The organism is Mesorhizobium sp. WSM4310 (assembly GCF_007003935.1).
Taxonomy (GTDB): Bacteria; Pseudomonadota; Alphaproteobacteria; order Rhizobiales; family Rhizobiaceae; genus Mesorhizobium.
The window spans coordinates 38,231-64,218 of sequence record NZ_VFTA01000001.1; the positions used below are offsets into that span (position 1 = coordinate 38,231).

General features: G+C 63.9%; 24 protein-coding genes. 14 read left to right on the plus strand and 10 right to left on the minus strand.

Annotated elements, in window-relative coordinates:
• The first annotated feature begins 304 nt into the window (after positions 1-304).
• Positions 305-1,651, plus strand: a complete 1,347-nt coding sequence (locus FJV80_RS00170) for an FAD-binding oxidoreductase (protein ID WP_142875232.1) — start codon at positions 305-307, stop codon at positions 1,649-1,651.
• A gap of 207 nt (positions 1,652-1,858) precedes the next feature.
• Complete coding sequence (locus tag FJV80_RS00175; protein WP_142875233.1) at positions 1,859-3,298, plus strand: NAD(P)-dependent oxidoreductase; 1,440 nt, start codon at positions 1,859-1,861, stop codon at positions 3,296-3,298.
• A 70-nt stretch (positions 3,299-3,368) separates the two neighbouring features.
• On the opposite strand, the gene FJV80_RS00180 is transcribed toward FJV80_RS00175, so the two are convergent.
• The 6 genes from FJV80_RS00180 to FJV80_RS00205 form a co-directional block, all read right to left on the minus strand.
• Positions 3,369-4,439 carry an alpha/beta hydrolase gene (locus FJV80_RS00180; protein ID WP_142875234.1) on the minus strand — a complete coding sequence of 357 codons (1,071 nt, stop codon included), beginning with the start codon at positions 4,437-4,439 and terminating at the stop codon, positions 3,369-3,371.
• 400 nt (positions 4,440-4,839) lie between these two features.
• Complete coding sequence (gene hutH / locus FJV80_RS00185) at positions 4,840-6,336, minus strand: histidine ammonia-lyase (protein ID WP_142875235.1); 1,497 nt, start codon at positions 6,334-6,336, stop codon at positions 4,840-4,842.
• A 136-nt stretch (positions 6,337-6,472) separates the two neighbouring features.
• A complete protein-coding gene (locus FJV80_RS00190; protein WP_142875236.1) occupies positions 6,473-7,576 on the minus strand; it encodes an alcohol dehydrogenase family protein in 1,104 nt (367 codons plus the stop codon).
• An 8-nt stretch (positions 7,577-7,584) separates the two neighbouring features.
• The gene (locus FJV80_RS00195; RefSeq protein ID WP_142875237.1) at positions 7,585-8,964 is read right to left on the minus strand and encodes an aspartate aminotransferase family protein; all 1,380 of its coding nucleotides are present in this window, start codon (positions 8,962-8,964) and stop codon (positions 7,585-7,587) included.
• A 38-nt stretch (positions 8,965-9,002) separates the two neighbouring features.
• On the minus strand, positions 9,003-10,496 hold the full coding sequence (locus tag FJV80_RS00200; protein WP_142875238.1) for an NAD-dependent succinate-semialdehyde dehydrogenase: 1,494 nt from the start codon (positions 10,494-10,496) through the stop codon (positions 9,003-9,005).
• Between the two features lie 130 nt (positions 10,497-10,626).
• The gene (locus FJV80_RS00205; protein ID WP_142875239.1) at positions 10,627-11,118 is read right to left on the minus strand and encodes an Lrp/AsnC family transcriptional regulator; all 492 of its coding nucleotides are present in this window, start codon (positions 11,116-11,118) and stop codon (positions 10,627-10,629) included.
• 84 nt (positions 11,119-11,202) lie between these two features.
• On the opposite strand from FJV80_RS00205, the gene FJV80_RS00210 reads away from it, so the two are divergent.
• The 12 genes from FJV80_RS00210 to FJV80_RS00265 all read left to right on the plus strand — a co-directional run bounded on the left by FJV80_RS00210 (position 11,203) and on the right by FJV80_RS00265 (position 22,913).
• A complete protein-coding gene (locus tag FJV80_RS00210) occupies positions 11,203-12,588 on the plus strand; it encodes a PLP-dependent aminotransferase family protein (RefSeq protein ID WP_142875240.1) in 1,386 nt (461 codons plus the stop codon).
• 180 nt (positions 12,589-12,768) lie between these two features.
• Complete coding sequence (gene ehuA / locus FJV80_RS00215) at positions 12,769-13,554, plus strand: ectoine/hydroxyectoine ABC transporter ATP-binding protein EhuA (protein WP_179296362.1); 786 nt, start codon at positions 12,769-12,771, stop codon at positions 13,552-13,554.
• An 81-nt stretch (positions 13,555-13,635) separates the two neighbouring features.
• A complete protein-coding gene (gene ehuB / locus FJV80_RS00220) occupies positions 13,636-14,487 on the plus strand; it encodes an ectoine/hydroxyectoine ABC transporter substrate-binding protein EhuB (protein WP_095771281.1) in 852 nt (283 codons plus the stop codon).
• Positions 14,488-14,647: 160 nt separating this feature from the next.
• Complete coding sequence (gene ehuC / locus FJV80_RS00225; protein WP_142875241.1) at positions 14,648-15,307, plus strand: ectoine/hydroxyectoine ABC transporter permease subunit EhuC; 660 nt, start codon at positions 14,648-14,650, stop codon at positions 15,305-15,307.
• On the plus strand, positions 15,307-15,966 hold the full coding sequence (ehuD, locus tag FJV80_RS00230) for an ectoine/hydroxyectoine ABC transporter permease subunit EhuD (RefSeq protein WP_095771279.1): 660 nt from the start codon (positions 15,307-15,309) through the stop codon (positions 15,964-15,966). Before ehuC ends, ehuD begins: the two co-directional genes overlap by 1 nt.
• A 3-nt stretch (positions 15,967-15,969) precedes the next feature.
• Complete coding sequence (eutA, locus tag FJV80_RS00235; RefSeq protein WP_142875242.1) at positions 15,970-16,749, plus strand: ectoine utilization protein EutA; 780 nt, start codon at positions 15,970-15,972, stop codon at positions 16,747-16,749.
• Between the two features lie 5 nt (positions 16,750-16,754).
• Positions 16,755-17,741, plus strand: coding sequence for a hydroxyectoine utilization dehydratase EutB (gene eutB, locus FJV80_RS00240; protein ID WP_185975104.1), 987 nt, complete (start codon positions 16,755-16,757; stop codon positions 17,739-17,741).
• Entirely contained in the window at positions 17,738-18,730 is a 993-nt protein-coding gene (locus FJV80_RS00245) for a cyclodeaminase (RefSeq protein WP_142875244.1), read from the plus strand. The genes eutB and FJV80_RS00245 overlap by 4 nt, the downstream gene beginning before the upstream one ends.
• 134 nt (positions 18,731-18,864) lie before the next feature.
• Positions 18,865-20,043, plus strand: a complete 1,179-nt coding sequence (gene doeA / locus FJV80_RS00250) for an ectoine hydrolase DoeA (RefSeq protein ID WP_095771460.1) — start codon at positions 18,865-18,867, stop codon at positions 20,041-20,043.
• Between the two features lie 5 nt (positions 20,044-20,048).
• A complete protein-coding gene (gene doeB / locus FJV80_RS00255; protein ID WP_142875245.1) occupies positions 20,049-21,050 on the plus strand; it encodes a N(2)-acetyl-L-2,4-diaminobutanoate deacetylase DoeB in 1,002 nt (333 codons plus the stop codon).
• Positions 21,051-21,268: 218 nt separating this feature from the next.
• Positions 21,269-22,390, plus strand: a complete 1,122-nt coding sequence (locus tag FJV80_RS00260) for an acyltransferase (RefSeq protein ID WP_142875246.1) — start codon at positions 21,269-21,271, stop codon at positions 22,388-22,390.
• A gap of 115 nt (positions 22,391-22,505) precedes the next feature.
• On the plus strand, positions 22,506-22,913 hold the full coding sequence (locus FJV80_RS00265; RefSeq protein WP_246688869.1) for an FCD domain-containing protein: 408 nt from the start codon (positions 22,506-22,508) through the stop codon (positions 22,911-22,913).
• Between the two features lie 102 nt (positions 22,914-23,015).
• Here FJV80_RS00265 and FJV80_RS00270 read toward each other — a convergent pair whose 3' ends face one another.
• The 4 genes from FJV80_RS00270 to FJV80_RS00285 are packed head-to-tail and all read right to left on the minus strand — an operon-like array spanning position 23,016 to position 25,988.
• Positions 23,016-23,471: a MaoC/PaaZ C-terminal domain-containing protein gene (locus FJV80_RS00270; protein ID WP_185975118.1), complete on the minus strand. Its 456-nt coding sequence runs from the start codon at positions 23,469-23,471 to the stop codon at positions 23,016-23,018.
• The gene (locus tag FJV80_RS00275) at positions 23,468-24,544 is read right to left on the minus strand and encodes a Gfo/Idh/MocA family oxidoreductase (protein ID WP_142875248.1); all 1,077 of its coding nucleotides are present in this window, start codon (positions 24,542-24,544) and stop codon (positions 23,468-23,470) included. Before FJV80_RS00275 ends, FJV80_RS00270 begins: the two co-directional genes overlap by 4 nt.
• A complete protein-coding gene (locus FJV80_RS00280; RefSeq protein ID WP_142875249.1) occupies positions 24,537-24,866 on the minus strand; it encodes an L-rhamnose mutarotase in 330 nt (109 codons plus the stop codon). The genes FJV80_RS00275 and FJV80_RS00280 overlap by 8 nt, the downstream gene beginning before the upstream one ends.
• Before the next feature lie 9 nt (positions 24,867-24,875).
• Positions 24,876-25,988: a mandelate racemase/muconate lactonizing enzyme family protein gene (locus FJV80_RS00285; protein ID WP_142875250.1), complete on the minus strand. Its 1,113-nt coding sequence runs from the start codon at positions 25,986-25,988 to the stop codon at positions 24,876-24,878.

Sequence of the window (25,988 nt, forward strand, 5' to 3'; positions counted from 1 at the left end):
AGCAGACTCAGTTCTGATGACGAGATGTTACGCGTGTCCGACTTGACCCTTCAAGGGGCCAATGGCGGCATCGCGCTGTGCCTGACATACGGTGCCGCCGTCGGTCGTCGCCGGGCGCTTCGGTCTTGTCGGCAAAGGTCATGTGGGTGTCGAGGCGACATTTGCTGGCATAAACAATTCATTGCATTGACGCGCAGATTCTCCAGCTCGACCCAGCCTTGACGGACTATCAGTTCTGTCACGCGTCGCCGGCACGGAAGCAGCCAGGGCCGACGCCGCGTGAAAAGCAAGAGGGCAGTCTTCCTTGACAAGTTTTCCCTTCACCGAAGCGATGCCGATCCAGTTTCAAGCACCGTTGCCGAAGGCTTCGGAGGTTGTGGTCCTCGGCGGCGGCGTCATCGGCGTGACCACGGCTTTGTTCCTGGCGCGGCGCAACATTTCGGTGACATTGCTGGAAAAGGGCCGCATCGCCGGCGAGCAGTCGTCGCGGAACTGGGGCTGGATCCGGCAGCAGGGCCGCGATGCCGATGAACTGCCCGTTGTCATCGAAGCGCAACGCCTCTGGCGGCAACTGGCCGAGGAATGCGGCGAGGACATCGGACTGAAGCAGACGGGCGTTACCTACCTCGCGCGAACCGACAAAGAGATGGCCGGCTTCGCGAAGTTCCTGAAGATCGCTCAGATACACGGCGTCGACACGCGTCTCCTCGACCAGGGTGAGACTGCCAGGCTGATCCCGGCCATGTCGCGCTCTTTCAAGGGTGCGATGACCACCCCATCGGACATGCGCGCCGAGCCCTGGGTCGCGGTTTCAGCGCTTGCCCGCCTGGCCGCCCGGGAGGGCGTCGCCATCATCGAGAATTGTGCGGCGCGCATGCTCGACATATCGGCTGGACGCGTTAGCGGGGTCTGGACCGAGCAGGGCCGTATCGCCACCTCGAGCGCGGTTGTCGCGAGCGGTGCGTGGACGTCGCTCTTCCTGCGCGCGCACGGCGTCTCCATCCCGCAGCTCAGCGTCAGGGCGACCGTCGCCGCGACCGGACCCATGCCCGAAATCCATTCGGGCGCCGCCGCCGACGACCATATCGCATTCCGGCGCAGGCAGGATGGCGGTTACACGCTGGCATCGGGAGGCAGCAATCAGCTGTATGTCGGGCCTGACGCGTTTCGTCACGCGGCGAAATATGTTCCCGCCCTAGTGGCCAATCCCTTTGGTACCCACTATTTGCCGGCGGCGCCGCGCGGCTATCCGGACGGCTGGTCGACCCCACGCAGGTGGAATGCGAACGAGGAAAGCCCGTTCGAACGGATGCGCATCCTCAATCCGGCCCCCAAAGCCTCGGCATTGCGTGATATCGAGCGCGAATTCTCGGCACTTTTCCCGCAGTTCAAGACGGTGCCGATCAAGGCGAGCTGGGCGGGCATGATCGATGCGATGCCGGATGTCGTGCCGGTCGTTGATCGTGCCGCCGAAATTCCGGGTCTCGTCATCGCCACCGGGATGAGCGGTCACGGCTTCGGCATCGGACCCGGAATGGGCCGCGTCGTGTCCGACCTCGTCCAGGGAAACGAGATCGGACACGATCTTCACAGGTTCCGTCAATCCCGCTTCAGCGACGGCAGCCCGATCAAGCTGGGACCCAGCCTTTAGATCGGGCCGCCGGGCGTCACGGGCCAAGACCGTCATCCATGGTCATCAAGGCCTCATCGGCGGCGCCGTCACCGCAGGATCGTGTCGCAACTTGCCGCCGGTTTGCCGCCGGCGATCGATCTGACGCCCTTCCGGGCGGATAGGTTCTGATTACTCAGAGCGCGCTGCCAAACCGGCAAGCTTTCCGTTCTTGCATGGGGAAACAACGTGACCGCAAACACCAATACACAGGCCGTCGAGCCGATCGATCCGCAAAGCGCCTACGCCGTGCTGATCTGCGATCTGGTCGGCCTGCGCTTCGGACCTGACGGCAAGCCTGATCCCGGCGAGGTGCGCGCCCATATCGAAGCCAAGGGCGGGCGCTTCCACCTGTCCGCGCTTGGCGACAAAGCGAGCCTCGAGCGGGGCCGGGTGCATTTCTTCTACCAGCCGGACCTCAGCACCCGCGAGGAGCTGATCGAAGCCGCCGGCGACGGCCGCTATGACGCCGTCATCGCCGCAGCGACCTTCCTGCCTGCCGAAACCGTCTTTGCGCTGGCCGGCGTGCGGATTGGAGCCGGCACCGGCAATATGGGCTCGCGCTCCTGGGGCGGCGGCAGCGGCGAGGGCGGCACCGCGGTGCTGATGAACACGCCCGGCATCAACAGCCGCGCCACCGCGCAGATGGTGATGAAGGCAATCCTGAAAGTGCTGCCGGATCTCCCGGTCGGCTTGCTCCACGACCGGGTGGCACGCGGCGATTTCGACACCGGCAGGGAACTGCGTGTTTTCCCGACCGAAAAACTCGAAGGCAAGACGATCGCGATCATCGGCTACGGCAATATCGGCAGGGAAGTGGCCAAGCTCGCCCGTGCCTTCGGCATGCGCGTGGTGATCCATGCCAGGCCACGGCACCGCGACTGGGTAGAAGCCGAGGGCTTTGCCTTCGCGGCGGACCTCGCCGACGCGGCTGAGGGAGCCGATGTGCTCAGCGTCCATGTCGGCCTGGGCAAGCAGGATACGCAGACCGGCCGCTACGCCAATGCCGGGCTCATCGGCGCCGATGTTCTGAGCCGCATGAACAAGGGCGCTGTGCTGGTCAACTACGATCGCGGCGAGCTCGTCGACGTTGTGGCGCTTGGCGAGGCGCTGGACGCAGGGCGGGTGCGCCACGCCGCCATCGATGCCGATCTGTTCAGGGATGCCTCAACCGGGCGTCTGTCTGGCCCGATGCTGCCTTATCTCGACCTCGTCGAGAGGCACGGCGACAAACTTGAACTTCTGCCGCATGCCGCGGCTGATACGGACCATCCGTCGCGCGTCGCCGGCGCCAAACAGGCCGTCGACCAGCTGTTCGACCTCATCTGCCGCAAATCGGTGACCAATGCCAAAGGCACCGTGCCGCCGGGTTATCTTTCCCTGGGGGCGACGACGCCTCCTGGCATTGGACCGGTGACGGCGGATCATTTTTTGAAATTGACTGCCAGCGACTGCTCCGAACTGGCGGATATCTGTGATCGGCAAAGCCGGCTGTGGAAGGTTCTGTCGGACGCGCCGCCCGCAGAGCGCGGCGCGATTGTCGGCGAACACGGTGAAGAACATGTCCGGCTGATCGACCGCTTCTGTCTTCTGGCCGAGAAACTCAACCTCAGAGGCCCTTATCAATAACGTCGCGCTGCCGGAGCGGGTTATCACGCCAGCAGGTCTGAACGAGACACTCCGCTGCAATCTTCGATATTCAACCCACCGCCGGCTCGATCCGATATCGGTGTGGAACGCCCGTCGCCGCCCGGTTGTGGATCTTGTCGGGCGCCTGGCCCGCCAGCACCGCGACTTCATCGTCGCGCACGGGCGTATAGAGCCGATAATATTGATGGCTATCCATGTTGAGTCCAGCTGGAACGACGTCGCTCACGTCCACCGCACTCACCTTGTCGCTGATGGTTGCCATATTGTCGGGTCCTCCGGCGCCGAGCCGGGGGCCGTTGAATTCGATCCCGGCGCTCAGGAACGTCAGCACCCAATCCTCATGGGTATAGTAGACGGTTACGGCGCGCCCTAGGTCGGGCAGCGCCTTTAGTTTGTCCTGCCGGTCGAACGCGTCGGAATCCTCGTCGGCGGCAGCGAGAATGATCTGATTGAAGATGGTCGGAAGATGTGTGGCCGGTGCGGTTGGTTGAACCTGACCGAGATTTGTATCTAGCGGCTGCGCCAGCAATGACTGAACACCAAAACGCAGCACATAGTTTCCCATACTGTGACAGAGTAGGTGAACGGTCGGACGCGGCGCGGTCCGGGAAAGCCCGGCAAGCTCCGTCACCAGCCTGCGGATAACCCGGGCAAAGGCCGGACCACTCTGTCGTGATGTTGCCCGGTCATGCTGGTAGCCGATCAATGTGCCGGCAGAGGGCCAACTGAAGACGATGATCTCCGCATCTATTCCGTAGAAGCTCAGGATCGTCGCCGCGCGTTCGACGCTGTCGGAAAAGGTGTTGAAGAAGCCGTGCGCGAACAGGATGATCGTCTTTGCCGAAACGAGCGCCGGATGAAGCGCGGCAAACATCTGGTCGCTTCCGCGAATTTGAGCCTTGCCCTTCTCGACGAGTATCTTCTCGTCATACACAGCCAGGGTACCAGGCACGATCTTGCCCTGTTTGGGAGCTCCGGTGACCGTCACGTGGACCTCTCCGTAGCGAATATCGACGCCTTGAGCTTGGCTGAGATTGGGGCCGAAACCGGTGATACGCCCTTGGCTGTTCACAATGGGGTTTCGATTGCTGACGAAATGGACCTTGTAGGTGTTGGCCATGGGCTCCTCCCAGACAGGATCAGGGGTGTCAGGTCAGGCAAACATTCGGCAATGCACTCCAGGGGCGGCACATTCTCGTCTGCGAACCGCATATCGGGGCCTTGGCCCTCTCGGATACTTCCGAATTGCTTGCAGTAGCCAAGCGCAGGTTCCGTTATTTCAACTCATGGAAGAACGAATTTGTTATTCCTAATATGCTCATGCCGTATCGGCAAGCAATTTCGCAACATCTCTTCTTTCATGTCTTGATGCATTGCATGCCACGCATGCGCCGAACATGAGTTTTGCGGCGACCGAACACACCGATGGCCCCGGTGGCGGACCGCGCGCGTTGGTTGCTGGACGTCTGGGGTTCGCGCTGGAAGATCCGGATGCCGACTGTGGCGGACCGGTCGTCGGCTCAGTGGCGCGGACCCGCCACCATCCGCGCCACCCGCGTCATCTCGGTGCTCATCTCGCGGTCGTCGTCGAGCGGGCTGACGAGCGCACGCACGGCGGCGAAGGTGCGCTGCGGCCCTTCGCCCATGCTGTCGAGGACACCGCGCAACTCCACGCCCGTCGCCGCGAAGATCAGCTCCATCGCCACGAGATAGCGCATGCGCTCGATGATCTCCGCCGTCTTGGCCACCACACGCGGCGCCATCGACGACTGGTCCTCGATGCCGTCGGAAACGGCGAGCGGGCTGAGCGACATCGGGTTGGCCAGGTGCCGGATCTCGGCTTCCAGCGCTGACAAGGGCTTCTGCAATTCCGCGTAGCCTTGACGGCTGCCGCCCCTGGCCGACAGGAAGCGCGGCAGTTCGGCTGTTGTCGGCGACATCAGCTTCATGCAGCGGTTGGCGGTGCCGACCGCGCAATGCGCAAGCGCCTGGCCGAGCTGTTCCCAGGCCAGCGTCATTGCCGTCAGGTCGAAATTGCCGTTGGAAATCACCCGACCGCCGTCGGCCAGGATCACCGGGTTGTCGCCCGAATGGGTCAGTTCGATCTCGGTAGCCAGCCGCGCCTGTTCGAACGCATTGAGCAGACCGCCCCAGACCTGTGGCACGCAGCGATAGCTGAGCGGATCCTGCAGGCGCCGCGCCGCCTTGTCCTTCCACAAACCGCTTCCCGCCAGCTCCGCGCGCAACCGCGCGCCGATCTCGCGCTGGCCGAAGGCCGGCCGTGCGGCCAGCGCTTGCTCGTCGATCGCGGTGAGGGAGGAGCGAAACGCCTCGTAGTTGAGCGCCACGGCGGCCAGCGCCCAGTCGATGAGATGGGCGACGTCTTCGAGACCCAGGCACGCCGTTCCGGTCGACAGGCTGTTGGCGACGATGATGGCGTGGCCGTCCTTCTCGCGCAGGTCCAGCGGCTCGAGCCCGGCCAAGGCAAGCGCCTCCGCGGAGGGCATGATCCTGCCCTGGAATTCCGCCTCGCCATCGCCGCGCAGCGACCTCGCCATATGGCCGAGATGGGCAAGGTCGGCTGCGCCGATCGAGCCCCAGGTCGGGATCACCGGATGGACGCCGGCATTGAGCGCTGCGACAAGGCCCATGACCACGCGCTCGGACGCGCCGGTGCCACCGGCGGCCATGCCCGAGATGCGCGCGGTCATCAGTGCCCGCACCGCCTCGGTGGGCAGCGCCGGTCCGATGCCCATGCTGTGGCTGAGCGGCACGCTGTGCTGGAAGGCGATCAGGTCCGCTTGCGCGAGCGGCGTGTCGACACAGGCGCCGAGGCCCGTGGTGACGCCGTACATCGGTTTGCCAAGCCCGGTCAGATGCTCGATCAGGGCGCGGCTTGCCCGGATGCGGCGCATCGCCTCCTCGCCCAGCATCAGTCGGGCGTTGCGGCGTGCGATCTCGGCGACATCGGCCACGCCGAGCGGCTTGGCACCGAGCAATATCATTCGGCCTGTCATATCTCGCCTGTACCCCGCGACCGGATGCCCAGCATGACCCCGGGCGTCGCCGTTTGTGACGGCTCGCGGACACGACTGCAAGCCCATTCCCATTGGGACAACGGCAGAAGGTGGCTAGAGGGAAGGGCCGGGGAAACTACGCCAGCCGCTCCGCGACGGCATCAGGTACCACCACCAGCTTGCCGACGAAATCCTTGGCGACGAAGTCGGCCTGTGCGCGGTGAAAATCGGAGAGCCGGTAGACGCCGCCGACCAGTGGCCGGATCTTTTTCGCTTCGATGTAGCCGACGATCCGGCGGAAATCCGCGCGCGTGCCCTGGCTCGAGCCATGCAGCTGCAGTTGCTTGAGATACATGGTCCTGAGATCGAGCTGCACGACCGGCCCGGCGATCGCACCGGCCGTGGTGTAGCGGCCTTCGGGCCGCAGAATACGCAGCAGGTCGTTGAAGATCGCGCCGCCGACAAGATCGGCCACCACATCGATCGGCTGGCCGCCGGTCACTTCGGCCACGGCCCGCGGCAAGTCGGCGACGCCACGGGTGATGACGGCCTCGGCGCCGATGTCGAGCACCGCCTGTTCCTTGCCCTTGCCGACGACGGCGTAGGGAATGGCGCCGCGCGCCCGCGCCAATTGCACGATGCCGGAGCCGACGCCGCCCGAGGCACCGGTGACCAGCACGCGCTCGCCGGCTTTCAAGCCAGCGCGTTCCAGCATCTGTTCGCCGGTCAGGTAGGCGCAGCAGAAGGTGGCGAGTTCGACGTCGCTCATATCCGTGTCGACGACATGCGCATTCTGCGCCGGCACGGTCTGGTACTCGGCGTAACCGCCGTCGCGGCCATGGCCCATATAGTCGATGTCGGCCAGTGAATCGTCGTCGCGGTTGTAGATGGAGAAATCGACCATCACCCTTTCGCCGACCCGGTCCGGCGGAACGCCGTCGCCGACGGCAACGATGCTGCCAACCGTGTCGGTACCCTGTATGCGCGGGAATGTCAGCGTGTTGCCCTGGCGCCGCCAGGTCGACACGGCGGCCACGTCCTCTTCCGTGCCATAGGCCCCCTGGCGCACCCAGACGTCGGTGTTGTTCATCCCGCAGGCACTGACCTTGACCAACACTTCACCCGGTGCGGGCGAGGGTACTTTCACATCGGTGCGGTAGACGAGCTTTTCCGGTCCGCCGTGCCCGGTGAGCAGCACGGCGGCCATGGTGGCGGGAACGGTTGCGGTCATGGCGTTCATCGTCGATCTCAAAGATTGGCGAACACGCTTTTCACCGCATCAGCCGTCTTCGAAACGACGATGTCGGCCTCCTCGCGCGTCAGGCAGAGCGGCGGCGCGAAGCCCAGAATGTCGCCCTGCGGCATGGCGCGGCCGATAACGCCGCTGGCGGCCAGCGCCGTCGCCACTTGCGGCCCGATCTTCTGCGAAGCGTCGAAGAACACCCGGTCGTCCTTGTCGGCGACGAACTCGACCGCCGCCAGCATGCCGTCGCCGCGCACGTCGCCAACGTGCCTGTGGCCGCCGACGGCCTTGGCGAGCTCGGTACGGAAATAGGCGCCGGTCTCGCCGGCATTCGTCACCAGATCCATCTCGTCGATCAGTTCGAGATTGGCGACACCGGCGGCAACGCAGATCGGGTGCGCCGAATAGGTCCAGCCATGGCCGAGCGAGCCGAGCTTGTCGGAGCCGTCGACCAGCACCTTCCACACGCTGTCGGCGACGATGACGCCCGACAGCGGCGCATAGGCCGAGGTCAGGCCCTTGGCGATGGTGATCAGGTCCGGCTTCATGCCGTAATGATCGGAGCCGAACATGGTGCCCAGCCGGCCAAAGCCGGTAACCACTTCGTCGGCGACCAGCAGCACATCATACTTCTTCAGCACCGCCTGGATCTTCTCCCAGTAGCCTGCAGGCGGCGGCACGATGCCGCCGGTGCCGAGGATCGGCTCGCCGATGAAGGCGGCCACGGTTTCGGGACCTTCGGCCAGGATCATCTCCTCGAGCTTGTCGGCGCAGTGCTGCGAGAACTGTTCCTCGCTCATCGAGCGGTCGGCGCGGCGGAAATAATAGGGCGCTTCGGTGTGCAGCACCGGCGCGCGCGGCAGGTCGAAGGCGTTGTGGAAGAGCTCCAGCCCGGTCAGCGATCCCGTCATCACGCCCGAGCCGTGATAGCCGCGCCAGCGCGAGATGATCTTCTTCTTCTCCGGCCGGCCGAGCACATTGTTGTAGTACCAGATGAGCTTGATGTTGGTTTCGTTGGCGTCCGAGCCGGAGAGGCCGAAATAGACCCTCGACATGCCCTTCGGCGCGCGGTCGATGATCATCTTGGCCAACGTGATCGAGGCTTCGGTGCCGTGGCCGACATAGGCATGATAGTAGGCGAGGTTCTTCGCCTGGGTGGCGATGGCATCGGCGATCTTCTGGCGGCCATAGCCGACATTGACGCAATAGAGGCCGGCGAAAGCATCGATGCTCTTCCTGCCATTGTTGTCCCAGACGGTCACGCCTTCACCGCCCGCCATGATGCGGGTCGGCGATTCACCGCGCGCGTGCGTGCCCATATGCGTCGAGGGATGGAAGAAGTGGTCGCGATCCCAGGCGTTGAGTTCGTTGGACTGGTCGAGCATTTTTTCTACTCCTGACGAAAGGGCGATTCCGCTGCAGCTTAGGCTACATCGAGACAGAGATATTTGAGATCGGTGAACGCTTCGAGCCCGTGGCGCGAGCCTTCGCGACCAATGCCGGACTGCTTGACGCCGCCGAACGGGATCGGCGCGCCGGTGATCTTCACCCGGTTGATGGCAACCATGCCGTAGTCGAGCGCGCGGCCCATGCGATGCTGCCGCGCGCCGCTCTCGGTCACGACATAGGCAACGAGGCCATATTCGGTGGCATTGGCGCGGGCGATCACCTCGCCCTCGCTGTCGAATGGCGTCACCGCGGCGACCGGCCCAAAAGTCTCCTCGCGCATGATCAGCGCCGCGTCGGAAACGTCGGCCAGCAGCGTCGGCTGGTAGAACAGCGGCCCGGCCTGATGTCGCTTGCCGCCGGCAAGGCAACGTGCGCCGTGGGCGAGCGCATCGGCGACCTGCTCCTCGACTTTCTGGACAGCGCGCTCATGCATCAGCGGCCCGATGTCAGTCCTGTCGTCAAGGCCATTGCCGGTCCGCAGCGCCTCGATCCGCTTGGCGAAGGCGGCGCAGAAGCGATCGTAGATCGGCCGCTGGACGTAGGTGCGGTTGGCGGCGAGGCAATCCTGGCCCGATGTGGCGAATTTGGCGTCGATGGCGATGTTTACCGCTTTGTCGAGATCGGCATCGGCAAAGACGATCAGTGGAGCGTGGCCGCCAAGCTCCATCACCAGCCGCTTCATTGTCGGCGCGCTCTGCGCGGCGATCAGCCTGCCGATCTCGGTCGAACCGGTAAAACTCATGGCGCGGACGCGCGCGTCTTCGCACATCCGCCCGACGATCGTCGCGGCCTTGCCGGTGACGATGTTGAAGACGCCGGCCGGCAGTCCGGCGCGCTCGCCAAGCTCGGCCAGTGCCAGCGCCGACAGCGGCGTTTCCGAGGACGGATGCGCGACAATGGTGCAGCCGGCGGCCAGGGCTGCGGCCGCCTTGCGGGTCAGCATGGCTGAGGGGAAATTCCACGGCGTGACGATGCCGACGACGCCGAGCGGCTCGCGCCGCACCATCATTTCCGCATTCGCCAGATGGCTGGTGACGCTCTCGGCGTTGAGGCGCTTGGCTTCCTCCGCATACCACTCGACGAAAGAGGCGGCATAGTCGATTTCGCCGAGCGATTCCTGCAAGGGCTTGCCCTGTTCCAGGGTCATCAGCAGCGCGAGGTCGCCTTTCGCGGCGATGATCAGCTCGAACCATTTTCGCAGGATTCTTGACCGCTCCTGCGGCAGCAGCGACCGCCAGGCCGGAAAAGCGCGCGCGGCGGCATCGATTGCTTTTGTCGTTTGCCGTGCATCCAGCGCCGCGACGAAGGCGACCGTGCTTCCTGTCGCCGGATCGGTGACCTCAAAGCTTTCGGCGGCCTCGCTCGCCGTCCAGTGGCCGCCGACATAGGCGAGTTCGCGCAGCAGACGGCGGTCAGCGAGGCGGTCGAGCGCCTCATGGCGATGCGAGCGGGCGAAATGCGCGGACATGGTCGAAGCCTCCCGGTTCGGTCTGATCCTGGGAGACTATCCATCATGGGCGGACAGAGAGGCTGTTTGGGTGTCCTGAAGTAGAGAGATTCTCTCTATTGTGCCGCCTCAGCAGACGATGTCTCCGGCACTACGGCGACACCGGCAGCAACTCGGCGATGGGAAGTGCGATCTCTTCCTTCACCGTCTTGGTGACGATGTAGGTGAAGTAGCGGTCGATGCCGATCTCGCGGTCGAGCAAGCCGTCGACCAGCCGCTGATAGGCATCGATGTCGCGAGCCATCACCTTCAGCACATAGTCGACGCCGCCGCCCACCGACCAGCAGGCGACGATCTCGGGGATATCGCGGATGACACGCTCGAAGCGGTCGAAATCGGCCTGGCGGTGGCTGGCCAACGTCACCTCCATCAGTACGGTGGCCACCGGTACCACGACGCGCATGGCGATCCTTGCGTGATAGCCCGAGACGATGCCGGCCTTCTCCAGCTTGCGCAGCCGCATCCAGCATGGGGTCGGCGACAGCCCCACCTGCTCGGCCAGCGCCAGCTTGGTGATGCGCCCGTCGCGCTGGATGGCGTCGAGGATTTTGAGGTCGATCGCGTCGAGTTTCGCAGCAGTCATCAGCGCCCACTTTTTTCGTCCACAGTACCATGATGGCGCATTATTTCGATTGTCAATTGCACTGATTTCGATCTCTAATAAGTCATGACATTGTGGCAACCCGATCCCGCGCTCATAAGGCGGCCAGCCTATCAATCGCTTGCCGACCAGTTCGCGCGCGCCATCCATGACGGGCGTCTTGCCAATGGCGCGCGGCTGCCGACACATCGACGGCTGGCCGATGATCTCAAGCTTTCGGTGCAGACGGTCAGCCGCGCCTATGAGGAGTTGATCCGGCGCGGCCTGATTTCGGGCGAGATCGGCCGTGGCAGCTTCGTCCAGACGCAGCGCCGCGAGCCGGAGCCGCCCTATCTGCCCGAGCGTCTCGGCGAGGTCATTGATCTCTCTATCCTGAAGCCGGTCTGCGAGCCGATGCATCTGGAGCGGCTGAAGCAGGCGCTGGGCTGGCTCGCTGAAAACCTGCCGTCGAGTTCGGCGCTGTCTTTCCGGCCCAACATGGTGTTTCCGCGCCATCGTGCGGTGGCGGTCGAATGGCTGAAATTGTGCGGGCTCGACATTTCAGCGCAGAACATCAGCCTGACCAACGGCGCTACCGCCGGCATGACGGTGGCGCTGATGAGCGTGGCGCCGCCTGGCTCGACCGTTGCCACCGAGGCGATCGGCCACCACACGCTGGTGCCGCTGGCCCGCTATCTCGGCTTCAACCTCCAAGGCCTGCCGATCGATGATAACGGCCTGATCCCGGAGGCATTGGACGAGGCCTGCCGCCTTTCCGACATCCGCGCGGTGTTCGTGCAACCCTCGGTGATCAACCCGACGGCAACGCTCATGGACGTGCGGCGGCGCGAAGAAATCGCGGCGGTTGCGCGCAAGCATGACATCGCCATCATCGAGAACGACGTGCTGGGGCCGCTGGTCGAGGACCGGCCGCCGCCGGTCGCCGCCTTTGCCCCGGAGCGTACGCTCTATGTTACCTCTTTCACCAAGATCACCGTGCCCGGCCTGCGCATCGGCTATCTCGCGGCGCCCGACCGCTATGTCGCCGCCGTCGCCAACCGGCATCTGGTGTCGAACTGGATGGCAACGCCGCTGGTAGCCGAGATCGCCACCAAATGGGTGACCGACGGCACGGCGATGGAACTGGTGCGCTGGCAGCGCGCCGCGTTACGGCGGCGGCAGGATATCGCCGCCGAAGTGTTGGCAGGAATCGACTATCGCGCCCGGCGCGACGGGCTGCATGTCTGGCTGCAACTGCCCGACGACCGCGCCGAGGAGGGTTTTGTCGCCCAAGCCCGGCTGCAGGGCGTGGCGATCGCGCCGGGCACATCGTTCCGCATTTCGGATGCGCCCTGGCATCCGGCGGTGCGCATCTCGCTGGGCTCGACTACCGAAGGGGAACTGCGCGCCGGTCTCGGCGTTGTCACCAAGCTGCTGCTTGGCGATCCGGAGCATTTGCTGCTCGCTATCTGAGCATGTCGCCCAAAGTGCGAAGCGGTTTCGGGACGACGGCATGCCCAAAAAGCCAGCCACGATTGACCGGAAAATGTGCGCAATCAGAATAATTGTTATGATATTATTTTCCCAATTGACATGATTTGGCGCGTTCCGCATCGTTAAGGGCACAGGCTTCTCCAGCACGGGGAAATTCATTTGTCCGCACCCATCATCAAGGTCGATGCCATTTCGAAGAGCTTCGGTGCCTTCAAGGTGCTGGACGGCCTGTCGATGCAGGTCATGCCGCGCGAGAAGCTGGCGCTGATCGGCCCCTCCGGCTCGGGCAAGACCACGATCCTGCGCATCCTGATGACGCTGGAGCGCATCGATGGCGGCCACATCCAGATCGAGGGCGAGCAGCTCTATCATATGGAGCGCAACGGCCAGCTGCTGCCGGCCGACGAGAGGCATCTGGCGCGGATGCGCCAGAAGATCGGCATGGTGTTCCAGCTGTTCAACCTGTTTCCGCACAAGAGCGTCATCGACAATGTGACCCTGGCGCCAATGCTGACCAAGGGCATGCCGCGCCCCGCCGCCGAGAAGCGGGCGATGGAACTGCTCGACATGGTCGGCATGGCCGACAAGGCAAAGGCGATGCCGGCGCAACTGTCGGGCGGCCAGAAGCAGCGCGTGGCGATCGCCAGGGCGCTCGCGCTGCAGCCGAAGATCATGCTGTTCGACGAGGTGACGTCGGCGCTCGATCCGGAACTGGTCGAAGAGGTGCTCAACGTCTTGTGGCGGCTTTGCGCCGAGACCGACATGACCATGCTGCTGGTCACCCACGAAATGGGTTTTGCCCACGACTTTGCCGACCGGGTGCTGTTCTTCGATCGCGGCAAAATCGTCGAGGAAGGCAAGCCCGACGAGATTTTCCGCCATCCCAAGCAGGAGCGCACGCAAGGCTTCCTGAAGAAGATCATCGCGGCCGGACATCGCGTCTGACCGCTTTGCGGGGTGGAGCATCGCCCCAGACAAACCAAGACAAGAAGTCAAACCAAGACAAGAAACAAGGAGTTGGGAACAATGAAGAAACTTGGCATTCTGGCCGGCGTCGCCGGCTTGGCACTGACGGCGGTTCTAGCCGCCTCGATCCCGGGCTCGGCCGACGACAGCAAGCTCGAGCAGTTGAAGGCACAGGGCTTCGCCCGTGTCGCCATCGCGAACGAGCCGCCCTATACGGCGGTTGCCGCCGACGGCAAGGTCTCGGGCGCGGCACCGGACGTGGCGCGCGAGATCTTCAAGCGGCTCGGTGTCGCCGACATCGTCGCCTCGATCTCCGAATATGGCGCCATGATCCCCGGCTTGCAGGCCGGCCGCTTCGACGTCGTCACCGCCGGCCTGTTCATGAAGCCGGAGCGTTGCGCCGCGGTCGCCTATTCCGAGCCTGTGCTGTGCGACGCCGAGGCGATGCTGGTAAAGAAGGGCAATCCGAAAGGCTTCAAGAGCTACGAGGACGTCGCCAAGGACACATCGGCCACGATCGGCGCGCCCGGCGGCGGCACCGAGGAGAAGCTGGCGCTCAACGCCGGCGTGCCGCGCGAACGCGTCATCGTCGTGCCGGACGGCCAGAGCGGCCTGAAGATGGTGCAGGACGGCCGCATCGACGCCTATTCGCTGCCGGTTCTGTCGATCAACGATCTGATGAAGAAGGCCAACGACCCGAACCTCGAAGTCATTGCCCCGGTGCAGGGCGCCCCTGTCTATTGCGACGGCGCCGCCTTCAAGAAGGGCGACGAGGCGCTGCGCGATCAGTTCGACGTCGAACTCGCCAAGATGAAGAAGTCGGGCGAGTTCGCCAAGATCATCGAGCCCTACGGTTTCTCGGCCGCCGCCGCCATGTCGACGACGCGCGACAAGCTCTGCGCGGCGAAGTAGCTGCTCCTCCCTTCTCCCCGTTTACGGGGAGAAGGTGGCCCGAAGGGCCGGATGAGGGGCGGCACTAACTTTCGCAAGGATGGCTCAGCCCCTCATCTGCCTGTCGGCATCTTCTCCCGGGAACGGGGAGAAGGAAGGCTAAACCAACGTTGGAAACCGAATGACCCAGTGGTCCGGCTATCTCGGTCTGATATTGCAGGGAGCGCTTGTCACCATCGAGCTGACGCTGATGGGGTCGGCGCTTGCCCTGATCATGGCCCTTCTTGCCGGCATGGGACGGCTGTCACGTTTCTTCGTTTTGCGGGCGCTCGCCACCGCCTATATCGAATTCTTCCGCGGCACCTCGATCTTCGTGCAGCTGTTCTTCGCCTATTTCGTGCTGCCTTTGATCGGCCTCGAACTGACCCCGCTGCAGGCCGGCGTGCTGGCGCTGGGCCTGAACGTCGGCGCCTATGCCGCCGAAGTGGTGCGCGGGGCCGTGCAGTCGATCGGCCGTGAACAGCATGAGGCCTGCATCGCGCTCAATCTCGGCCGCTGGCAAGGCCTGCGCCATGTCATCCTGCCGCAGGCCTTTCTGGTGATGCTGCCGACCTTCGGCAACAACGCCATCGAGCTGCTCAAGGCCACCTCCGTGGTCTCGCTGATCTCGCTCGCGGACCTGACCTTCCAGGCGCAGGTGGTGCGCGCCCAGATCGGCAACACGATGGTGCCGTTCGCCACCATCCTGGTCATCTATTTCATCCTGGCGCTGCTCATTTCGTGGGGCGTGCGCTCGCTGGAGCGCCGCATGGCGCGCGGCCTCGATGGGGTGCGCGTCTGATGGAGTGGGACTGGAATTTCGTATGGCAGATCATGCCGACGCTGATCCAGGGGGTGAAGATCACCATCCTGGCCACGCTGCTCGGCTCGGTACTGGCGGCGATCGTCGGGCTGGGCATCGCGCTTGCGCGCCGCTCGCCCAACAAGGCCCTGTCACGCACCGTCGGCTGGGCGGCCGAATTCATCCGCGGCACGCCGCTTTTGGTGCAGCTCTATTTCATCTTCTACGTGCTGCCCGACATCGGCATCCTGCTGCCGCCGCTGGTCGCCGGTGTCATCGGGCTCGGGCTGCATTACGGCACCTACACGGCGGAGGTCTACCGCGCCGGCATCGACAATGTACCACGTGGCCAGTGGGAGGCCGCCAAGGCCTGCAATCTCAGCGCCCGGCAGACCTGGACGCACGTCATCATCCCGCAAGCCATCCCGCCGATGATCCCGGCGCTGGCCAATTATTTCATCGCCATGTTCAAGGAGACGCCGTTGCTCTCGGCGATCACCGTGCTGGAACTGATGAACCAGGCCAAAAGCGTCGCCAACACCTACTATCGCTACATCGAGCCGATCACGCTGGTCGGTGCCTTCTTCCTCGCCATCAGTCTTTGTTCGGTCGTGCTGCTGCGCTGGCTGGAACGCCGTTACGGCAAGATCGAGAGATAGCCGATGAAACCTTTGCCCGAGATCAAGGTCTATCCGAAACGGCCATCACTCGACGAGCGTCCGCTCGACAAGCGCGTCGGCCTGATCATCCTGGCCACGGATCACACCAGCGAACCGGATTTTCGCCGCATGGTGGCAAGCGAGCGCATCGGCGTCTACGTCGCGCGCATTCCCTATGCCAATCCGACGACGCCGGAAAATCTGCGCAAGATGCAGCCGGCGCTGACGGCGGGCGCGGCCCTGATCCTGCCCGACGAGAAGCTCGACGCCATCTGCTACTCCTGTACGTCGGCCTCGGTGGTGATCGGTGATGCCGAGATCGAGACGGCGATCCAGGCGGCCAAGCCTGGCGTTCCCATGGTCACCCCACCAATGGCCGGCGTGCACGGGCTGAATGCCTTCGGCGTGCGCCGGATCAGCATTCTGACCCCCTACACGGTCGAAACCTCCAGGCCGATGGCGGCCTACTTCGCCGCGCGTGGTTTCGAGATCGCCAGCTTCACCTGTCTCGGCTTCGAGGACGACCGCGAGATGGCGCGCATCCCCCCGACAGCCCTTGTCGATCTCGCGCGCCAGGCGACCCACCCGCAGGCCGACGCCCTGTTTGTGTCCTGCACGGCGCTGCGCGGCGCGCTTGCGGTCGCCGGCATGGAACAGGCAATCGGCCGTCCTGTGGTGACCAGCAACCAGGCAACCGCCTGGAACTGCTTGCGGCTGTGTGGTGATGAGACGCCGCATCCCGAATTCGGCCGTCTGATGACGCTGCCGCTGCTGCACGATTGATGACGATGGCGACCGTCTCCCTTAACGATATCCGCGCCGCGCGTGAGCGTATTGCCAGCAAGGTCGAGTACACGCCGATCACGATATCCTCGAGCCTTTCCGAGCGTCTCGGTGTCCCCGTCCATCTCAAGCTCGAGCATCGCCAGATCACCGGCAGCTTCAAATTGCGCGGCGCCACGAATGCCATCGATTCGCTCCGTGCCGACGATAAGGCGCGCGGTGTTGTCGCGGCCTCGACCGGCAATCACGGTCGCGCGCTGGCGCATGCGGCGAAGCTCGAAGGCATGCGCGCGGTGATCTGCATGTCGCGGCTGGTGCCCCAGAACAAACTGGACGAAATCCGCCGGCTCGGCGCGGAGGTCCGCATCGTCGGCAACAGCCAGGACGATGCCCAGCAGGAGGTCGAGCGGCTGGTGGCGCAGCAGGGCCTGGTGATGCTGCCGCCTTTCGACCATCCCGATGTCGTCGCCGGGCAAGGTACGCTCGGGCTCGAGATGATCGAGCAGGTTCCTGACGCCGGTCTCGTGCTGGTACAGCTTTCCGGCGGCGGCTTGGCTTCTGGCGTTGCCGCAGCCGTCAAGGGCGTCAGCCCCGCCACAAAAATCATCGGAGTTTCGATGGCCCGGGGTGCTGCGATGAAGGCGAGCCTCGATGCCGGCCGGCCTGTCCTGGTGGAGGAACTGCCGACGCTGGCGGATTCGCTTGGGGGTGGCATCGGCCTCGACAATAGGCTGACCTTCGCCATGTGCCGCGACCTGCTCGACGACGTCGTCCTGCTCAGCGAGGACGAGATCGCCGCCGGCATCCGCCATGCATATGCGCAGGAGCGCGAGATCGTCGAGGGCGCCGGTGCGGTCGGCGTCGCCGCGCTGATTTCCGGCAAGGTGAAGCCGAGCGGGCCGGTGGTTGCGCTTCTCTCCGGTCGCAACATCGATATGGACGCGCACCGCAAGATCGTCTGCGGCGACGCAATCGCGGAGCGTGCAGCATGAGCCTGATGACCATCCTCACCGAGAAAGAACTGCGCAAGATCGTGACGCTCGATCTCGATGCGGTCGCCTGCGTCGAGAACGCTTTTCGCGCGCTCGCCACTCTGCCCGTGGCGATGCCGCCGATCCTGCGGCTCGACATTCCCGAGCATCGCGGCGAGGTCGACGTGAAGTCCGCTTATGTGCCCGGTATCGACGGCTTCGCAGTGAAGATCAGCTCCGGCTTCTTCGACAATCCAAAACTCGGCCTGCCGAGCGGTGGCGGCATGATGGTGCTGCTTTCGGCAAGGACCGGCGTAGTCGAGGCGCTGCTGCTCGACAATGGCTACCTGACCGATGTCCGCACGGCCGCTGCCGGCGCGGTCGCGGCGAAGCATCTGTCGCGCGAGGACTCCACCGTGGCAGCGATCTTCGGCGCCGGTTTGCAGGCGGGCCTGCAACTGGAGGCACTGCGTCTTGTCAGGCCGATCGCCGAGGCACGCATCTGGGCGCGCGACGCCACCAAGGCCGAAGCCACTGCTGCCCGCTTGCGCGAAAGACTGGGCATTGTCGTGCGCGCGGAGCCTGATGCAGCAAATGCCGTTGCCGGCGCCGACATCATCGTCACCACCACACCATCGACCGAGCCGCTGATCAAGGCCGGCTTCATCGCCGCCGGCCAGCACATCACCGCCATGGGCTCGGACGCCGAACACAAGAACGAGATCGCGCCGGCCATCCTGCGCATGGCCGATCTCTATGTCGCCGACAGCGCGCGCCAGACGCGGCGTCTGGGCGAACTGCATCATGCCATCGCGGCAGGAGTGATGGCCACCGACGAAGAAGTGACCGAACTCGGCCAGATCATCGCGGGCGAACGACACGGAAGACGCTCGGCCAGCGATATCACCATCGCCGACCTCACCGGCACCGGCGTGCAGGACACGGCGATCGCCACGTTCGCCCGCGACCGCGCGCGGGCGGCCAATGCCGGAACCACTTTTGAGAGCTGATGCTGGCCGCAAAGCATGACCCGGAAAAGTGCGAACCGGTTTCCGATCAGATCATGCTCAAGCAAAAATTCCTGGAGCCGGGTTCGACGAAGTTGAAACAGGCTCCAGGGCCCAACAAACGAGGAAGCAAAAGAATGCAACCGAACCTGAAATTCTCGCGCGGCGAATTTGCGGATCGCCTCGCCAAGACGCGGCGAGCCATGGAGGCCAAGGGCGTCGATCTCCTGATCGTCAGCGACCCTTCCAACATGGCCTGGCTGACCGGTTATGACGGCTGGTCCTTCTACGTGCACCAGGCGGTCATCGTGCCGCCCTCGGGCGAGCCCGTCTGGTACGGCCGCGGTCAGGACGCCAACGGCGCCAGGCGCACCGCCTATCTCGTGCAGGACAACATCGTCGGCTACGCCGACCACTATGTGCAGTCGACGGAACGCCATCCGATGGACTTCCTGTCCAGCGTGCTCGTCGATCGTGGTTGGGGCAAGCTCACCATCGGTGTCGAGATGGACAATTACTGGTTCTCCGCCGCCGCCTTCGCCTCGCTGCAGAAGCATCTGCCCAATGCCCGCTTCGTCGACGCCACCGCCCTGGTCAACTGGCAGCGCGCGGTGAAGAGCCCGACCGAGATCGACTACATGCGCAAGGCCGCCCGCATCGTCGAAGCCATGCACCAACGCATCTTCGACAGAATAGAGATCGGCATGCGCAAATGCGATCTCGTCGCCGAGATCTATGATGCCGGCACGCGCGGCGTCGACGGCATTGGCGGCGACTATCCGGCGATCGTGCCGCTGCTGCCGTCCGGCGTGGACGCCTCGGCGCCGCATCTGACCTGGGACGACCAGCCGATGAAGCGGGGCGAGGGCACCTTCTTCGAGATCGCCGGCTGCTACAACCGTTACCATTGTCCGCTGTCGCGCACCGTCTTCCTCGGCAAGCCGACGCAGGAGTTCCTCGATGCCGAGAAGGCGACACTGGAAGGCATGGAGGCGGGGCTCGCCGCCGCCAAGCCCGGCAACGCCTGCGAGGACATCGCCAATGCCTTCTTCGCCGTGCTGAAAAGGTATGGCATCGTCAAGGACAACCGCACCGGCTACTCGATCGGTCTGTCCTATCCGCCGGACTGGGGCGAACGCACGATGAGCCTGCGCCCCGGTGACCGCACCGAACTCAAGCCCGGCATGACCTTCCACTTCATGACCGGCCTCTGGCTGGAGACGATGGGGCTGGAGATCACCGAGTCCATCCTGATCACCGAAACCGGTGTAGAGTGCCTGGCCAATGTTCCGCGCAAACTGGTGGTGAAGAATTGAGCCCGATGTCCAGCGTCCGCCCGTCGCCGATCGCGCCGACCGTCGAATTCGACCGTGACGGCGTCCAGCACGGTTTCCTGCGCCTGCCCTACAGCCGAGACGACTCGGCCTGGGGTTCGGTGATGATCCCGATCTGCGTCATCCGCAACGGCAAGGGGCCGACGGCGCTGCTTTCCGGCGGCAACCACGGCGACGAGTATGAAGGGCCGCTGGCGCTCTACGATCTCGCCCGCACGCTCGACCCGAAAAATGTCAGCGGTACGGTGATCATCGTGCCGGCGATGAACTATCCAGCCTTCCGCGCCGGCACGCGGACCTCGCCGATCGACAAGGGCAACATGAACCGCAGCTTTCCCGGACGGCCGGACGGCACGGTGACCGAGAAGATCGCCGACTATTTCCAGCGTGAACTGCTGCCTCGAGCCGACATCGTCTTCGACTTTCATTCTGGGGGAAAGACGCTGGACTTCGTGCCGTTCTGCGCGGCCCACACACTGCCCGACAAGGCGCTGGAGCAAAAAGCCTTCGATGCGGTGGCGGCATTCTCGGCTCCGTTCTCGATGCGCATGATCGAAATCGACTCGGTCGGCATGTACGACACGGCGGCCGAGGAGATGGGCAAGGTCTTCGTCAGCACCGAACTGGGCGGTGGCGGCACCTCGCGTGCGCAAACCGTGCGTATCGCGCGGCGCGGCATTCTCAATGTGCTGCGCCATGCCGGCATCGTGGATGGCGCGGTCGAGAAGAGCAGAACTCGATGGCTGGACATGCCGTCAGGCGATTGCTTCTCCTTCGCCGAGGAGGACGGCATGATCGAAACCATGGTCGATCTCGGCGAGCCCATCGAAGAGGGCGCGGTGCTGGCACGGATCCATTCGGTTGGCCGCACAGGCATTGCCCCGCAGGAGATCCGGGCAAAAATGCCGGGCATGTTGGCGGCACGGCATTTTCCCGGCCTGGTCAAGGCCGGGGACTGCGCGGCGGTGGTAGCCGTGGAGGTCGATTGATCGACACGGCTGCGTCCCGGTACATCCCGCGCGGTTTCCGGCGATTGCGGCTGGCCGAGCCGGACATCAATTTTCTCCATCTGATGGAAGTGTAAATTAACGAGAGGCAGACAAACTAGGCATTGGCGAGCGGACCCTCGCTCTGCGGCCACGGTTGCGGGTATTGGACCGCGCGACATGGCGATGATCGTTGAACGCCCGGACGCCTGGTCTGAATCATGAGATCTTCGACTGGAGAACACTATCCGGCGCTGGACCATATTCGTGGCCTAGCGGCGTTCCTGGTCTTCACCTGGCATTTCCTCCATCAGTCTCCCGAGGGGCCGGTGCCCTATGATTTCGTGCCTGCCGTGCCCATTTTCAGCCTGCTGGATGAGGGGTTCACCGGAGTTTCATTGTTCATGGCGCTCTCCGGCTACCTGTTCGCCAAGCTTCTTGATGGGAAACAAGTCAGCTATCTGCCCTTCTTCGCCAACCGGGCGCTGAGGTTGCTTCCGCTCTTGCTGGCCGTGATAGCCGTCGAGGCTTGCCGCGTATCTATGGCAGGCCAACCCCTGGGCGGCTATTTCACCGACGTCGGGAAGGGGGTGATCTTTCCCACCCTCCCGAACGGCGGTTGGTCGATAACCGTGGAAGCTCACTTCTACATCCTGCTGCCGTTCCTGCTGATGGCGTCCAGACGCTTCCTGTTCGCCCCTTTGCTGTTTATCGCTGCAGCCATTTTGCTGAGGTGGGCGCTTTACGCGCAGTTCGGCGAGGTGCAGTCGGCGGCGGCCTGGACCATCATTGGCCATGCCGATCAGTTTCTCGCCGGCATCCTTGCCTTCCATCTCCGCGCCTATGCGAAGGACCGGCACTGGCTGGCGCTGGCCGTACTGCTGGCCTTTTCGGGGTTCTTCTGGTGGTTCGATGCCGCCGGGGGATTCTACCAGCTACAGCGATACCCCTCGCCACATTGGATATGGATCATCCTGCCGACGGTGGAGGCGGCGGCCTATTCATTTGGGATCGCCTATTACGACACCAGCTTTCCAAGGAAGCGAACAGGCTTGCCGTTCAAGATCCTGGAGAAGGCTGGGGCCTACAGCTATTCGATCTATCTCCTGCACCTGTTCTTCGTCATGCAGCTGGCGGCGTTCATAAACACGAACATCATGGGCATAAGCAATTTCTACATTGCCTGCCTCTGGTCCTTGCTGTGTTTCCTGGCGACGATCCCGATCGGCTATCTCAGCTACACCTGCATCGAAGCGCCATTTCTGCGCCTGCGCATACGGTATGCGGAGCCAGCCGTTGCTGATCCGGTCCTGTTCAAGGATCGGCCGGCCACGGCAGCATAGGCGCCACGCCTGCGCTGGGCAGAGCCCTGCAGAGATTTTCGACAGAGACCATCGGCGCGGGGAATCTCGCTATCAATGCTGGCCAGTCTGCAGCGGGCCTGCGCATGTCGCACGGATGGACGGGGCCGAGATCAGCGAAATCTACGCGGTGCGCGAATTGCTCGAATGCGAAGCGCTCCGCCTCTCCATTCCGGCTTTGTTGGACGGCAATCTCGATGAGGCCGAACAGGTGCTCGACCAGATCGACGCGGAGCGCAATGTCGGCCGCTGGGGTGCGCTGAACCGAACCTTTCACCTGTCGCTCTACGCTGCCTGCGGCAATCAGCGTCTGCTCGGCCTGATCGAGGCGCATCACAACGCGGCCGATCGCTATGTCCGCATCCTCTTGTCCAACCTCGACCATCGCGCCCGCTCGCAGGCGGAACATCGCGACCTGCTGGCCGCCGGCGCGACGGCAAGAAGGCCGGGAGCATTCTGCGGCAGCACCTGCGCGAAGGAAGCGATACGCTCGTCAATGCGATAGAGGGCGGCGGCCTGTCGCGAAAATCATAGTCGGGATGGTCCTGCTGCTCGGGGCTTGAGCGCATCACCGCACGCGACCGGTTCGTAAGAACCACGCTGTTTTTCAGCTCTGCGCCGGCTTGCGTTCGACGACGTAGATATGATCGGCCGCGAGTACCACTTCGCCGCGCTGGTTGATCACCTCGCAGCGTTCGATCACGCGTCCCGAGCCCAGCCGCTTGGGATCGTCCTCCTTGGCCGTAATGGTGGTGCGCGTGCGGATCGTGTCGCCGATGAACACCGGCTTGATGAAGCGCAGCCGGTCATAGCCATAGGAGAACGCGACGGGGTTGATAATGCTTGCCGTCAGCCCGATGCCGACCGAGAACACCAGCGTGCCATGCGCGATGCGCTGGCCGAACGGCGTCGTCTTCATGTATTCGGCGTCCATGTGGTGCGGAAAGAAATCGCCGGTGTGGCCGGCATGGACGACGAAGTCGGTTTCGGTGATGGTGCGGCCGCTGGTCAGCCGCGAAGAGCCGATCTCATAATCTTCGAAATATTGGATTTGTTCCATCAGGGTCTTTCCGCGATCGGCGTCGCCGGCGCCGCGCTCGATCTATAGGCGGCTTCCACCAGCGCCATGGTGCTCCAGGCGTCCTCGACCGAGCTGACCAGTTCGCCGTCTTCTCCTGATACAAAGCGCTGCACATTGGCCATGCGCCCGACGAAGGCGTCGGGGAACCATTCGCCGGCAAGCGGTACCGCGATCCAGTCCGTTGCGCCCTTCGGATGGATTTCCAGAATGTCCGGTTCGCCCCGGGGGTAGTCGAGGTTGAGGCCGAGCTTGAGATAGGCCGCGCCCTCGGTGCCGCAGATGCGAAACTCGCAGGCCTGGTGGCGGCGGCCGAATTTGTGGTCATGGTTGATCGACAGCGCGCAGCGCACGGTGTCACCATAGTCGAGAATGGCGCTGGTGCGGGTCTGCGCCACCTTGTGGTTGGGATGGCCGAGCGTCTTGGCGTGGACGCCTTTGGGATCGCCGAGCAATTGCCTGATCAGGTCGAGATAATGGATCGAGTGCATGGCGATCTCGACGCGCGGCGCCTTGAGCAGGAACTCCCACAACTCCCACGGTGTTGCCAGCGCCAGCCAGGCATCGAAGTCGACGACTTCACCGAGCCAGCCCCTGGCGACGGCGTCCTTGAGCGCCAGCATCATCGGCGCGAAGCGCAGCTGAAAGTTCACCGCCGCCTTGAGGTTCTTGGCGCGGCAGATTTCGAGGATTTCGGTGGCCTCGCCGAGATAGTTGCCCATCGGCTTCTGGATCAACGCAACCGCGCCGTCGGGCAGAGCTTCCAGGATCTCGGCGTGCCGTCCTGGCGGGGTCGCCAGATCGAAGATCGCATCCTGGACAGATGCGGCTTCGTCGACCGAACGGAACGCCGTCACGCCCCATTTTTCGGCCAGGGTTTTCGCCTTGGCCTGGTCCGGATCATAGAGGCCGGCAATCGGAAAGCCGCCTTTGCGATAGGCGGGAAAATGCGCGTCGCCGACGATCGATCCGGCACCGAAAGTGACGATCGGGCGAGGCTTCGAGGGTTTTGGCCAGGACTGGACGAGTAAGGCAGGGTCGAAACCGCCCTCAGTCATAGTGGAAGACCTCGTCCGTGCTGGCCCACCATTCGCCCTCCTTGCGGGTCGAGAGCGGCTCCTGGCATGGTATGCAGACCGCCCACCATTCCTGCGTCTTCGGGTCGGCTGCCATCTTGGCCATGTCGGCCGCATAGTCGGTGCCGTGATATTCGAAATAGGAGAACAGCAGGTTCTCCGGCCGCTTCAGATAGATCGAATAATTCTTGATGTTGCAGGCCGAGATCATGGTCAGCACGTCGGGCCAGACGGCGGCATGCAGGCGGACATACTCCTCGACCTTTTCCGGCTTCAACCCCAGCACCATGCCCATTCGCTGCATATCCGACTCCTACTTCGTGATCGCCGTGGTGAATTCGGCGATGCTCATGGCCTTGACCGCGTCCCAATCCCAGTCGATGCCGATGCCGGGCTCGTCGGGCGCCAGCGCATGCCCATCCTCGATGCGCATGTGCTTGCCGGTCAACTGGTCGAGTTGCGGAATGTACTCGACATACCTGCCGTTCTGAACCGCGCAGGTCAAGCTGACATGCAGCTCCATCAGGAAATGCGGGCAGACCGGAATGTCGAAGGCCTCTGCCGCATGGGCGATCTTGAGCCATGGCGTGATGCCGCCGATGCGGCCGACATCGACCTGCACGATCGAGCAGGCGCCTTTCTGCATATATTCGCGGAAATGGCGGATCGAATAGAGCGACTCGCCAATGGCGATCGGCGTCGGCGTCGAGTTGGACAACCTGATATGGCCGTCGACATCGTCGGCCGGCAGCGGCTCTTCGATCCAGGCGAGATCGAGTTCGCGCAGCCGCGCCGCGCGCCGGATCGCCTCGTCGACCGAAAACCCCTGGTTGGCGTCGGTCATGATCTCGTAGCCGTCGCCCACCGCCTTGCGCACCGCCGACAGGCGGGCGAGATCCTCCGACCCGTGCGGCCTGCCGATCTTCACCTTCGAGCCGCGGAAGCCCTTGGCCTTGGCAGCCAGCGCGTCGTCGACAAGTGCTGCCGTCTCGATGTGCAGCCAGCCGCCCTCGGTGGTGTAGAGCGGACAGCGGTCCTTGGCACCGCCGGCCAGTTTCCACAGCGGCAAGTTCTGCTTCTTCGCCCTGAGATCCCAGAGCGCCGTATCGATCGCCGCGATAGCAATGGCGGTGATCGCACCGATGGTGGTCGCATGGGTGGCGAATTCGAGATCGTGCCAGATCGCCTCGATCATGTCGGGGTCTCGGCCGATCAGGCGTGACGCCAGATGGTCGGACAACAGCCGCATCACCGAGGAGCCGCCGGTGCCGATCGTGTAGCTGTAGCCGGTGCCGGCCGCGCCGTCGGAATCGGTGATGGTGACGATCGGTGTTTCCTGGCTGACGAAACTCTGGATGGCGTCCGTGCGCTTGACCTTGGGCACAAGGTCCACCATCCGCAGTTCGACTTTCTCGATTCTAGCCAT